This is a genomic window from Polaromonas sp. P1_F4 (assembly GCF_056405675.1).
In genome coordinates this window covers 48,771-60,562 of record NZ_JBFUBP010000015.1, presented here as the reverse complement: position 1 = coordinate 60,562, position 11,792 = coordinate 48,771, and the positions used below count along the sequence as shown (strand labels likewise).

The 11,792-nt window shown below is 61.1% G+C and carries 15 protein-coding genes; 11 read left to right on the top strand and 4 right to left on the bottom strand.

The features are described 5' to 3' along the window. Positions 1-169 precede the first annotated feature (169 nt). Complete coding sequence (locus tag AC1DYQ_RS21695) at positions 170-1,168, bottom strand: 23S rRNA (adenine(2030)-N(6))-methyltransferase RlmJ (protein WP_477688533.1); 999 nt, start codon at positions 1,166-1,168, stop codon at positions 170-172. 205 nt (positions 1,169-1,373) lie between these two features. Between AC1DYQ_RS21695 and rplM the strand changes: the two genes are divergently transcribed. From rplM to mdtD, 6 genes are all read left to right on the top strand, one after another. Then, a complete protein-coding gene (rplM, locus tag AC1DYQ_RS21690) occupies positions 1,374-1,802 on the top strand; it encodes a 50S ribosomal protein L13 (RefSeq protein ID WP_007867557.1) in 429 nt (142 codons plus the stop codon). Between the two features lie 10 nt (positions 1,803-1,812). Then, positions 1,813-2,205: a 30S ribosomal protein S9 gene (gene rpsI, locus AC1DYQ_RS21685; RefSeq protein WP_007867568.1), complete on the top strand. Its 393-nt coding sequence runs from the start codon at positions 1,813-1,815 to the stop codon at positions 2,203-2,205. A 222-nt stretch (positions 2,206-2,427) separates the two neighbouring features. After that, positions 2,428-3,135: a DUF6776 family protein gene (locus AC1DYQ_RS21680; RefSeq protein WP_477666786.1), complete on the top strand. Its 708-nt coding sequence runs from the start codon at positions 2,428-2,430 to the stop codon at positions 3,133-3,135. Positions 3,136-3,190: 55 nt separating this feature from the next. Further along, entirely contained in the window at positions 3,191-3,592 is a 402-nt protein-coding gene (locus tag AC1DYQ_RS21675) for a bactofilin family protein (RefSeq protein WP_457282898.1), read from the top strand. Positions 3,593-3,759: 167 nt separating this feature from the next. Then, positions 3,760-4,125: an iron-sulfur cluster insertion protein ErpA gene (erpA, locus tag AC1DYQ_RS21670; protein ID WP_122955163.1), complete on the top strand. Its 366-nt coding sequence runs from the start codon at positions 3,760-3,762 to the stop codon at positions 4,123-4,125. Positions 4,126-4,249: 124 nt separating this feature from the next. Then, entirely contained in the window at positions 4,250-5,671 is a 1,422-nt protein-coding gene (mdtD, locus tag AC1DYQ_RS21665; RefSeq protein ID WP_477688532.1) for a multidrug transporter subunit MdtD, read from the top strand. Positions 5,672-5,691: 20 nt separating this feature from the next. Here the strand turns inward: mdtD and AC1DYQ_RS21660 are convergent, their stop codons facing one another. The 3 genes from AC1DYQ_RS21660 to AC1DYQ_RS21650 form a co-directional block, all read right to left on the bottom strand. Further along, complete coding sequence (locus AC1DYQ_RS21660; protein ID WP_477688531.1) at positions 5,692-6,654, bottom strand: ROK family protein; 963 nt, start codon at positions 6,652-6,654, stop codon at positions 5,692-5,694. Between the two features lie 16 nt (positions 6,655-6,670). After that, on the bottom strand, positions 6,671-6,865 hold the full coding sequence (locus AC1DYQ_RS21655; RefSeq protein ID WP_477688530.1) for a DUF2905 domain-containing protein: 195 nt from the start codon (positions 6,863-6,865) through the stop codon (positions 6,671-6,673). A gap of 222 nt (positions 6,866-7,087) precedes the next feature. Beyond that, positions 7,088-8,194, bottom strand: a complete 1,107-nt coding sequence (locus tag AC1DYQ_RS21650) for a class I SAM-dependent methyltransferase (RefSeq protein WP_477688529.1) — start codon at positions 8,192-8,194, stop codon at positions 7,088-7,090. Between the two features lie 64 nt (positions 8,195-8,258). On the opposite strand from AC1DYQ_RS21650, the gene AC1DYQ_RS21645 reads away from it, so the two are divergent. Genes AC1DYQ_RS21645 through AC1DYQ_RS21625 form a run of 5 tightly spaced genes read left to right on the top strand, consistent with a single transcriptional unit; the run spans position 8,259 to position 11,777 of the window. Continuing rightward, positions 8,259-9,032 (top strand): SDR family oxidoreductase, encoded by a 774-nt coding sequence (locus AC1DYQ_RS21645; RefSeq protein ID WP_477688528.1) that lies wholly within the window; start codon positions 8,259-8,261, stop codon positions 9,030-9,032. A gap of 54 nt (positions 9,033-9,086) precedes the next feature. After that, on the top strand, positions 9,087-9,458 hold the full coding sequence (locus AC1DYQ_RS21640) for a dihydroneopterin aldolase (protein WP_348046741.1): 372 nt from the start codon (positions 9,087-9,089) through the stop codon (positions 9,456-9,458). Between the two features lie 20 nt (positions 9,459-9,478). After that, entirely contained in the window at positions 9,479-10,429 is a 951-nt protein-coding gene (gene ttcA, locus AC1DYQ_RS21635; RefSeq protein WP_477688527.1) for a tRNA 2-thiocytidine(32) synthetase TtcA, read from the top strand. Positions 10,430-10,482: 53 nt separating this feature from the next. Beyond that, the gene (locus AC1DYQ_RS21630) at positions 10,483-11,103 is read left to right on the top strand and encodes a DUF4136 domain-containing protein (protein WP_477670046.1); all 621 of its coding nucleotides are present in this window, start codon (positions 10,483-10,485) and stop codon (positions 11,101-11,103) included. Between the two features lie 2 nt (positions 11,104-11,105). Continuing rightward, positions 11,106-11,777: a histidine phosphatase family protein gene (locus AC1DYQ_RS21625; RefSeq protein ID WP_477688526.1), complete on the top strand. Its 672-nt coding sequence runs from the start codon at positions 11,106-11,108 to the stop codon at positions 11,775-11,777. Positions 11,778-11,792 lie beyond the last annotated feature (15 nt).

Sequence of the window (11,792 nt, the reverse complement as noted above, 5' to 3'; positions counted from 1 at the left end):
GCGGGAAAATGAAGGCGCAGACTTTGGGAAAGCTTACGGGGCAACCTTGCCACAACTCACTGCGGCGGTAAAGACAGGAAAGTCTGGGCGCACAACACAGCCAACCTGGCATAACCGGCTGGCGGTGTCGGCTGCCATGCCCCCCTTGCAGGGCGTCGTCCTGAAAGCCTTAGCCGCCATGCTCCAGCGTGAAGCCGGCATTGCGGTCTTGCCCCAGCAGGGCCACCATTTGCGGCAAGGCCGCTTGCAGCTCTGCCTTGAGGGTGTGGGGCGGGTTAATGACAAACATGCCGCTGGCAGGAAGGCCTGGCCGTACCACATCACCGGCGGCATCTGTTGTTAATTTGCTCGATTTCACCGTTAAAGCGGCATTCAGCCAGCTTCGGCTGGCTTTCACGGCCAGCGTCTTGAGCTTGCGGGGCAAGTCATGGGCTTCCGGCCGCGGAATGATGGGGTACCAGACGACATAGGTGCCGGTGGCGAAGCGCTTGACGGCGTCTGCCATGCAGGCCGACACACGCGCGTAATCGCTCTTCATTTCATAGCTGGGATCACACAGCACCATCGCCCGGCGGGCGGGTGGCGGCAAAAAGGTCTTCAGGGCTTCAAAGCCGTCTTCGCGCGAAACCGCCACCTGGCGGCCGACACCCAACTGTTCAATGTTGCCGGAAAGCGACTTGAAATCGGTGGGATGCAATTCAAACAACTTGAGCTTGTCGCGCCCGCTCAGGAATTGCTGCTCGATGAAAGGGGAGCCTGGATAGATCTTCAGGTGCGCGATGTCGCCGCTTTCGGCGAATTGCGGGTTCAGGCCGCGCAGCAGGTCGATGTAGTCCTGCAGGGCAGGCGCCCAGCCGCCAGCGGCTGGTTTGGTGGCGGCGGGCTTTGCTATGGTTTTAGGAGCTGCTTGCGCCCGCTGTACTTGGGCTGGAGCCGGTTTTGTCTCGGAAGCAGATTGGGAAAGCAGCCTGAAAATGCCTTCCTGGGCCTCACCGCTGGTTTCGGTGTAGTCGCCGTCAAGCCGGTACAGGCCCGCGCCCGCATGCGTGTCGATCACGGTCAGCGCCGTGTCTTTCTGGGTCAAATACTTCATCAACGCGATCAGCGTGGTGTGCTTGAGCACGTCGGCGTGGTTGCCTGCGTGGAAGGCGTGGCGATAGGAAAACATGGGTCTATCCTACCTTCTTGCATGGGGGAAATGCCTCAAACCCGGCTGAATATTGACGCAAGTCCTTGATTTTTCATATAATCGTGGGCTCTGCAGCGCCTAGTGGTTCCGCGGCAGAGCTTGAAATACTGCCTAAGAGGTTCTCATCAGAAGAACACCGACCGCAGAAAAGAACCCGACAAACCATTTTTTCGAAAGAAAACTCATGAAAACGTTCAGCGCAAAACCCGCTGACGTGACGCACGAGTGGTTTGTGATTGACGCGACCGACAAGGTCCTCGGACGAGTAGCCAGCGAAGTTGCTCTCCGTTTGCGCGGCAAACACAAGGCCATTTATACGCCTCACGTCGATACCGGTGACTTCATCGTCATCATCAATGCAGCCCAGCTGCGCGTCACCGGCGCCAAGTCGACTGACAAGATCTACTATCGCCATTCCGGTTATCCAGGCGGCATCACTGCCACCAATTTCCGCGACATGCAAGCCAAGCACCCCGGCCGCGCTTTGGAAAAAGCCGTCAAGGGCATGCTGCCCAAGGGCCCGCTCGGCTACGCCATGATCAAGAAACTCAAGGTGTACGGTGGTGCAGAGCACCCGCATACCGCCCAACAGCCTAAAGTGCTGGACATCTAAGGAGCCATTGATGATTGGTGAATGGAACAATGGCACCGGCCGTCGCAAATCCAGCGTCGCCCGTGTGTTTATCAAAAAAGGCACCGGCAAGATCACGATCAATGACCGTGACATCCAGGTGTTCTTCGGTCGTGAAACCTCGATCATGATCTGCCGCCAACCCCTGTTTCTGACGAACCACGTCGAGACGTTTGACATCATGGTCAACGTCCACGGCGGCGGCGAGTCCGGCCAGGCCGGCGCAGTGCGCCACGGTATCACCCGTGCGCTGATCGATTACGACGCAACGCTCAAGCCGGCCCTGAGCCAGGCCGGCTTTGTGACCCGCGATGCACGTGAAGTCGAACGTAAAAAAGTCGGTTTCCGCTCAGCTCGCCGCCGCAAGCAGTTCAGCAAGCGCTAATCCGCTCTCGCTGTTCCCCAAAAAAAGCCGCCTGGTTCACCTGGCGGCTTTTTTCATGGCCGAAGCATTTGTGTGGCGCCCGCAACGCCCTGTCAATGCTTTGTAAGCGTTTAGTTTTCCTGATGCAAAGCCTTACCCGGCTTTACGGCTGAATCGGGCGGTTCAGCGGATGTCTGCGTGCACAATGCAGCTCCTCGAACCGAAAACTGCAGGGTCCCCGATTTGAAATTTCGCCTGTTTCGCCGCCGGCTGACGATCAGCTCCCCGCGCATGTCGGTGCGCAGCTCGCTTCCCTGGCCCTTGCGGTGGATCGCCGGTGCCCTGATGCTGGGGTTTTCCGCAGCGGTCGCCCTCTGGGCCTTCGAGTTCGGCAAGGGGATTGCGGGCGTGGATACCGATGCCAGGGAAGAGATCAGCGTATTGCGTCAGGAAGTGGTCACTTTGCGTGCAGACCGCGACAGGGCGCAATCGATTGCCAATACTTCAGGCAGTCTGCTCACGGCCGAAAAAGCGGTGCAGGAAAAGATGATGAGCCAGATCCGGCAGCTGGAGAGCGACAACCGCAGCCTGCGTGACGACCTGGGATTTTTTCAGAAGCTTTTGCCGGCTGGTAGCGCCGAGGTTGTCGCCATCCGCAGCCTGCAGGCCGAGGTATTGTCGGGAACCCAGCTCAAATGGCAGGTCCTGGTGATCCAGCCCGTCAAGGGTGCGCCTAATTTCAACGGGAAACTTGACCTGACGGTTCATGGCACGCAGGACGGAAAACCCTGGACGATGACTTTGCCCGGTGGACCGCAAACTTTACAGTTCAAACAGTACCTTCGTGTGGAAGGTGTCCTCGACTTGCCCCCCCAAGCCATGGTACAAACAGTTACAGCTAAAGTCATTGAGGGGACAGCGGTCAGATCTGCCCAGACCTTCAAGCTTTGAGAATTTCCCCCCGATTTCCCCTTCCACCGCCACCCCCCAGCACAGGAACCTTTGTATGTTTGGAAAAAAGAAGCAGCCGCCCATCAAAAGCCTGATCGCCCAAGGCAGCTGCATTGAGGGCAACCTGAAATTCACCGACGGCCTGCGGATCGACGGTGAAGTGATCGGCGACATCCGTGCCGCCGAAGGCAGCTCCAGCATTCTGGTGATCAGCGAGTCCGCCACCGTGACCGGCCATATTCATGCCGACCATGTGATCATCAATGGTCGGGTGATGGGCCCTGTCCACGCCTCCGAGCTGCTTGAATTGCAGCCCAAAGCCAAAATCGAGGGCGATGTCTCTTACAAGGCGCTTGAAATGCACCAGGGTGCCGTCATATTCGGACAGTTGCGCGCTACCAGCCACGCGGAGCTGGAAGAAAAACCCACGCTCAAACTGGCCGCCAACAACATCTGATTAATTGGGCGAATTGAGCGAGTAAGCGCTCACAAATAGACCGCACGACCTAACACGCATGGGCGTTATGGTTGATTGAATTGCTGTACTATTTGCCCATAAGTGTCACCAGAGGCTTGAACGCCTCGAATCGCGAACCCTGATTCGCTTTATGTATTGGAGTCCCCATGAGTGCCGTTGCCGAAAATATTCAGACCGAAATGCCCGCGCCCTTTGTCTTCACCGACAGTGCCGCGTCCAAAGTGGCTGAGCTGATTGCCGAAGAAGGCAACCCGGATCTGAAGCTGCGCGTCTTTGTGCAGGGCGGGGGGTGCTCCGGTTTCCAGTACGGTTTCACCTTCGATGAAATCACCAACGAAGACGACACCACGATGACCAAAAATGGCGTGTCCCTGCTGATCGACGCCATGAGCTACCAGTACTTGGTGGGCGCCGAAATCGACTACAAGGACGACCTTGAAGGCGCGCAATTCGTCATCAAGAACCCCAACGCCACCAGCACCTGCGGCTGCGGATCCAGCTTCTCGGCCTGAGGCGGAACTCAACGCCTTCGCTTTAAAAGCCGCCTTCGAGGCGGCTTTTTGCTGTCCGGCCATCTTCCCGTCTTCTTCATTCCTCATGCGGTGAACCAAGTTCGCCCTTTCGCATCTCTCATCCATGCAGGCAGAAGAAAAATCATTGCGCATGCTGCTCTGGCTGGTGGCCATCGGCTTTTTCATGCAGACGCTGGACGCCACCATCGTCAACACCACCTTGCCGGCCATGGCCCGCAGCTTCGGCGAAAGCCCTTTGCGCATGCAGTCGGTGGTGGTGGCCTATTCCCTCACCATGGCCATGCTGATCCCCGCGTCCGGCTGGATCGCCGACCGCTTTGGCACGCGGCGGGTGTATGTGGGGGCGATCTCGCTGTTCGTCATTGGCTCCGTCGCCTGCGCGCTGTCCGGCAACCTGATGCAACTGGTGGCGGCGCGTGTGGTGCAGGGCATGGGCGGGGCGCTGCTGCTGCCAGTGGGCCGGCTGGCCGTGCTGCGCGCCTTTCCGCGTGAGCGCTTTTTGCAGGCCATGAGCTTCATTGCCGTGCCGGGCCTGGTTGGCCCGCTGATCGGGCCCACGCTGGGCGGCTGGCTGGTTCAGGTGGCTTCCTGGCACTGGGTGTTCCTCATCAACATTCCGGTAGGGGTACTGGGCTGCGTGGCGACGCTTTTCTACATGGAGGACAACCCACGGCTTCAAATGCCGCGTTTCGACCTGCCGGGCTACCTTTTGCTGGCTTTTGGCATGGTGGCCGTGTCGCTGGCAGTGGATGGGCTGTCGGGCCTGGGCCTGAAACAGGCCAGCGTGCTGGTGCTGCTGGTGTTCGGCATGGCCAGCCTTACCGCCTACTGGCTGCATGCCGCCAAGCGGCCCGATCCGCTGTTTTCGCCTCAGCTGTTCTCGATTCCGACGCTCAGCATCGGATTGCTGGGCAATTTGTTCTCACGCCTGGGCAGCTCATGCATGCCTTTCCTGGTGCCGCTCCTGCTGCAGGTCAGCCTGGACTATTCGCCGTTGCAGGCCGGGATGATGATGGTGCCGGTTGCCGTGGCCAGCATGCTGGTCAAGCGCGTCACCACACCGCTGATCACGCGCTACGGCTATCGCAGGGTGCTGGTGACCAACACCGCGCTGGTGGGCCTGACGATGGCGAGTTTTGCTTTCGTGACACCGGCGCAGCCGCTGTGGCTGCACATCCTCCAGCTGGCGTGTTTTGGCGCAGTCAACTCGATGCAATTCACTGCGATGAACACCGTGACCCTGCGTGACCTGGACAGCCGCATGGCCAGCAGCGGCAACAGTTTGCTGTCGATGGTGCAGATGCTGGCGATGAGCATGGGCGTGGCCGCCGCGGGCGCGGTGCTGGCCGCTTTCACGGGCTTTTTCGGCGCTGGCGAGGCCGCGCAGACGCTGCATTCCTTCCAGGCAACGTTTGCCGCGATGGGTTTGATCACCCTGGCGTCAGCGGGGATTTTCTGGCAGCTGTCGCCGCAGGTGAGGGTGGTGAAGAAGGCTGAAGCGACCGAGGCTTCGGGGCAGGGGTAGTTTTTCTGCCGGCCGCCGCGTCAACTCACCAGTGCCAAAGCCGCAAAATCCCCGACCCGTTCGCCCAGCCCTGCTGCCACCAGCTCAAAATCATCCGTCAGGGCGGGCAACTTGCCGTGAATCTGTGAACGCAGACGCGGCAAGAGGTAATCGCGGTGATTCCAGAATACGCCGCCGCCCATGCTGATGCGCTCCAGGTCCATCGTGACGACGAGGTTGTAGAGACCGCGCCCCAGTACCCGGCACAGTTCATCCACGATCGTGATGGCGGCCATGTCGCCCGTCTGCGCAGCGGCGAACAATGCGGAAGCACCGGGGTAGCCCGCACCGGCAAAGCGCCGCGCAATCGCGTTGCCAGCCACAACGCCTTCGAGGTCACCCACATTGCCGCAGCCGCACAGCGCATCGCTGCTGTCGCTGACAAAGGAATGGCCTGCATGGCCCGCGTTGCCGTGCTTGCCGCGCAGGATCCGGCCATCCACGCACAGACCAAAGCCGATACCGGTGCTCCATGTCACGTAAGCGCAATGGCTGGAGCCTTGCAGTGCACCCCAGCGGCGTTCGGCCTGAAGGGCGCCCACGCCGTCGTTCTCGATGCGGAGTTTTTCGGCGAAGCGCCGGCGCAGAGGCGCTTCCAGCGGAACGCTCACCCAGTCGTTAGGCAGGCCGCGTGCCGGGCCTGCCATGCCGCCGCAGATGTTGGGGTTGGATATCTCCAGCATGCCGTCCCTCATCACGAAAGGGCCACAGGACGAAACGCCCACCGCATCGAGATCCTGTACGCGGATGCCGGCCGCATGGCAGGCCTCGTCCAGCATGCGCAACACCTGGCATGCCAATGTGTCGCGCGGGCCTTCTTTTCCAGTGGGTTCCGTGCGCCGGGACTGCAGGGCCAATGAGGCATGGGCGAAGGTTATCTCCGGGGCCGAGGGAATCAGGCTGACGGCAATCTTGGTGCCGCCCAGGTCGACGCAGGCTTTCATGTAGAGGGCCTTATTCTCAAATGAGCTTGGCGATCAGGCTGGCAATGAAGCTCAGCAGGATCGTGGTGGTGAGCGGGATGAACCATTCGCGCCCGAACAGGCGAAAACGCAAGTCGCCGGGCAGCTTGCCGAAGCCCAGCTTCTGCAGTAGCGGGCTGAACCAGCTGATAAGCATCAGGGCCAGGAAGATAACGATGAACCAGCGGATCATGAGGTTAGTTTAGCCCCCACGGTCGCTCACTTCGTGTAGCTCCCTGCCCCCCGAGGGGGCCGCCCGCCTGTGGCCCGGCAAAGCCGGTTCCACGGCTCATGCTGGCTTAAGAATTCAGTGAGCACAGCCAAGGCGCCGCGGGACTGGCTTTGCCAGATTGCAGGAGCCGTCCCCTTGAGGGGGAACAGGCTACGCGCGGTGAGCCTGGACGGGGTGCTTCTTCTAGAGTGTGTGTGTTCGATCGCCAGCGGCGAAGCCTATGGGTTCCCATGGTGGACTTCCCTTCGCGCCAAAGCCGATCACCTTGAACAGCTCGCCCATTTCATGCTCGTTCACCAGCTTTTGCAACATCACCCGGTCAGGCTGGCTGGCGTTTTCCATGCCGTCCAGCAAGCCGCAATTGAGCAAAAATCGCCCCTGGCTGGTGTAGCCCAGCACCTGCAGGCCGGCTTCCTGCCCTGCCAGGGCAACACCGGTGAAGTTGACATGCGCCGTGATGTCCTTGTCGCCCACGTCCGCCAGCGCATCGGCATCGGCCAGGTGGCCACGGTGGCACATCAGCGTGCCCATGCTGCGTTGCGGATGGTAGTACTCGTGTTCGGGAAAGCCGTAGTCGAGCAGGAATACAGCGCCGGCGTCCAGCCGGTCGGCCAGTGTCCGCATGAAGCCTTCCGCCTGCGGATGGATTTCAGTGACGTAATCGTGTTCGCCTTCCACTTCAATGGGAGGCCGGAGATCGGTCGGGCTGTCGGCATGGACAAATCCTCCCTCAAAGCGGGCCACGCCGCGCTCATGCCAGGCGTTGTTGAGCCGCGCGAGCAGCTTCACCGGCATGGCATCCAGTACTTCGTTGCCCACCACCACGCCCCGCATCTGCGCCGGGAGCTCCGCTACCCAGTCCACCTTGCCGGCAAAAGCCTGCAACCGTTCCTGCTGGCGCTCGCGCAGGCTGCCCGACAAATCGACGATGCGGTACTGCGTGACCGAATCGCCCAGCGCATCCAGCAACTGGTGCGCCAGGGCGCCCGAGCCGGCGCCGAATTCCCAGATTTCCGTGGTGCCGGTTGCCGCCAGGGCTTCTTTCACCTGCCTGGCCAGCGCCCGGCCAAAGTGGGCGGACATTTCCGGGGCCGTCGCAAAATCGCTGCCCGACTGCGGCATCAGACCGAATTTGCGCGAGGCATTGGCGTAATAACCCCAGCCGGGCGTGTAAAGCGCCATGTCCATGAAACGGTCAAACCCGATCCAGCCGCCGGCAGCGTCAATGGCCCTGGCGATGTGGTCGGCAAGGCCGGTCGGTAAAATGGGGGGATTGGTCGTCTGGGTCATGTTTGTCACCGCCTGCAATTGTCGGCGATACGTCCCTGACCTTTTTTGCCAACCCTCACCACCCATGACCCCAACCCCGCCATCATCCCGACCCGTTGTCCTCGTGACCGGCGCCGCCAGGCGGCTGGGCCGTGACATCGCGCTGGCGCTCGCGGCCGGCGGCTGGCAGGTGGCGGTGCACTACCGCAGCTCCGAAGAAGATGCTATGAAAACAGTAGCTGCTTGCGCACAACTGTCGGGCGCTGCAGCCGCTTTTCATGCGGATTTAAACGACGAAACGGCGGTGCGCGGCCTGTTGCCGGCCGTGGTGGAGCGCATGGGCCAGGTCGATGCCGTGGTGAACAACGCCTCGACCTTTGAGCAAGACAGCGCCGCCAGCTTCGGTTTCGCCGCCATGGACCGGCATCTGCACAGCAACACCGGCGCCGCCATCGTGCTGGCCCAGGCCCTGCATGCGCATGTGGCCTCGCGCGGTGCCAGGGGGGCCGTCGTCAACCTGCTGGACCAGAAGCTCTGGAACCAGAACCCCGACTTTTTCAGCTACACGCTTTCCAAGGCCGCGCTGGAAGCGGCCGGCACCATGCTGGCGCTGGCGCTGGCGCCACAGGTTCGTGTGGTCGGCGTTGCGCCGGGGCTGACGCTGACCAGCCACCTGCTCACCGACGAACAATTCGAGACCCGTCACAAACTGTCGCCGCTGGGCCGGTCGTCCACCCCCGCCGACGTGGCGGCCACGGTGAAGTTTGCACTGGAGAACAGCTCCATCACCGGCACCACGCTGCTGGTGGATGGCGGCCAGCACCTGATGAAGTTCGAGCGCGATTTTTCGCTGATGTAAGCCATCGGCAACGGCTTACACATCACCACAACCGACCCACTACAGACTGGCACCATGTTCAATTCCCGGGGCACCCAGATCCTGAACCTCACCGGTTTGCGCTTTGACGCCAACCTGGGCATTCTGGATCACGAAAAAACCGCGCCGCAACCGATCCAGGTCGATGCCGAACTGAACCTGGGCGCGCAGCCGCTGCTGCCCCATGACGATGACATCCACCATGTGCTGGACTACCGCAAGGTGCGGCAGATCATCATCACCGAATGCACCTCGGAACACGTCAACCTGCTGGAAAGCCTGATCGGCAAGCTGGCACACCGGCTGATGAAGTTGCCCGGCGTGCTGGGCGTGCGGGTGAAGATCGCCAAACTTGAAATTTTTGACGACTGCGAAGTAGCCATTCGCATCGAGACGGGACAGTGGTGAACGATATGGGAGTGAATGATATGAGTGCTGTTTGGGAAGATGCTGTCGCGGAACACGAGCAGCAGGAGAGTTCTGCACGTGTGCAAAACAGCATGAAAATTGAACGCGAAGACCACAAGCTTGAAAAACGCCTGTGCCGCGAAGTGGGCCGCGCCATCGTCGACTTCAACATGATTGAAGAAGGCGACAAGGTCATGGTGTGCGTTTCGGGCGGCAAAGACAGCTACGCCATGCTCGACATCCTGCTCAAGCTGCAAAAGCGCGCGCCCATCAACTTCGAGTTGGTGGCCGTCAACCTTGACCAGAAACAGCCCGGTTTCCCGGAGCACATCCTGCCGGACTACCTCGGCAAGCTGGGTGTGCCCTTTCATATCGAAAACCAGGACACTTACAGCATCGTCAAGCGCGTGATCCCCGAAGGCAAAACACTGTGCTCGCTGTGCTCACGCCTGCGCCGGGGCATTTTGTACCGCGTGGCGGGCGAACTCGGCTGCACCAAGGTCGCGCTGGGCCACCACCGCGACGACATGCTGCAGACATTCTTCCTCAACATGTTCTTCGCGGCCAAGCTCAAGGGCATGCCGCCCAAGCTGGTGAGCGACGACGGCAAGAACGTCGTCATCCGCCCCATGGCCTACGTGACCGAGAAAGACCTGACGCGCTGGGCGCAGGTGCGCGAATTTCCCATCATCCCGTGCACACTGTGCGGCAGCCAGGAAAACCTGCAACGCAAGCAGGTTGGCAACATGCTGCGCGAATGGGAGAAAAAATTCCCCGGACGGCTGGAAAACATGTTCGCGTCACTGCAAAACATCGTGCCGTCGCATCTGATGGACAACAAGCGCCATGATTTCAAGGGCATCAAGACAACGGGCATTGCCGACCCGGAAGGCGACAAGGCTTTTGACGCTGAGGAGTTCCGGGAGCCGGTGCCTCCGGGCCTGTCCGTGATCGGTGTTCATTCCGGTTGACTGGTTTTTTCGGCGTTCTTCGTTTTTCAACAACTCATTGCTTTGGAGGTCTCATGAAACGTGCGTTCGCGATTTTCTTCATGGCTGCCATGGCTTTTGTCATGGCGGGTTGTTCCACCGTGCGCCTGGTCGACAGTGATGTCACTGCCTTCTACAACTGGAACGGCGCGCCGCCGGCGCCGGGCACACCTTACCGCTTTGAGCGCCTGCCCTCCCAGCAGGCCCCGGGTTCGCCGCAGGAAGCCCTCGAGGGCATGGCGCGCAGCGCCCTGGCCAAGGTGGGAATGGAGCTCAATCCGCCCGCCGCACGCTACAGCGTGCAGATTGTGGCCAACACCCAGATCATCGACCGCGGCCCCTATGGCTACAGTCCCTACGGCGGTTTTGGGTTTGGAAGCGGTGTGTTCATGGGCGGCGGCAGCCGCGGCGTCGGGGTCGGCCTGTCGTTCCCAATCGGCGGCGGAATCTCGGAGCCGACCTATTTCAAGCGCGAGCTGAGCATCGTGATGCGCGACCTTCGCACCAACCAGGTCGCCTATGAAACGCGGGCCTTGCACGACGGCGTCTGGTCGGACACGCCGGCCGTGCTGCCCGCCATGCTGGACTCGGCCTTACGGGGCTTTCCGCAACCCCCGCCGGGGACAAGACGGATTAACGTCGAGATCCCACGATAAGAATGGAATCAACGCGCGTTATTGCCATACGGCATGGTGAGACCACCTGGAATGTGGATACCCGAATCCAGGGCCACCTGGACATTCCCCTCAATGACATTGGACGCCGGCAGGCTGAGCGCATGGCGCTCGCGCTGGCCGAGGAACCCATCACCGCCATCTACGCCAGCGATCTGACACGCGCCTGGGAAACCGCGGAGTACCTGGGCCGTGCACTGGGCATCGAGGTGACGCGTGAGGAAGGCCTGCGGGAGCGCGGCTTCGGCGACTTTGAAGGGAAAACCTTTTCGGAGATCGAGGCCCTGCTGCCCGAGCAGTCGATGCGATGGCGCAAGCGGGATCCGGAGTTTGCGCCTGCCGGCGGCGAGTCGCTGCTGGATTTGCGCAGCCGGGTGGTGGCCACCGCCGAGCGTCTGGCGGCCGCGCACCCGGGCGAACTGATCGCCATGGTGGGCCACGGCGGGGTGATGGACGTGCTGTACCGCGCCGCCACGCGGCTGGACATCCAGGCCCCACGCACCTGGGCGCTGGGCAACACGGCCATCAACCGCTTGCTCTGGACGCCCCAGGGTTTTTCGCTGGTAGGCTGGGCCGACACCCAGCACCTGGACGGCATTGCGCTGGATGACGGATTTGCCGGCGGCGAGGCCGGTTCCGGTGTCGGCGCACAATAGGCACAGATAAACTTC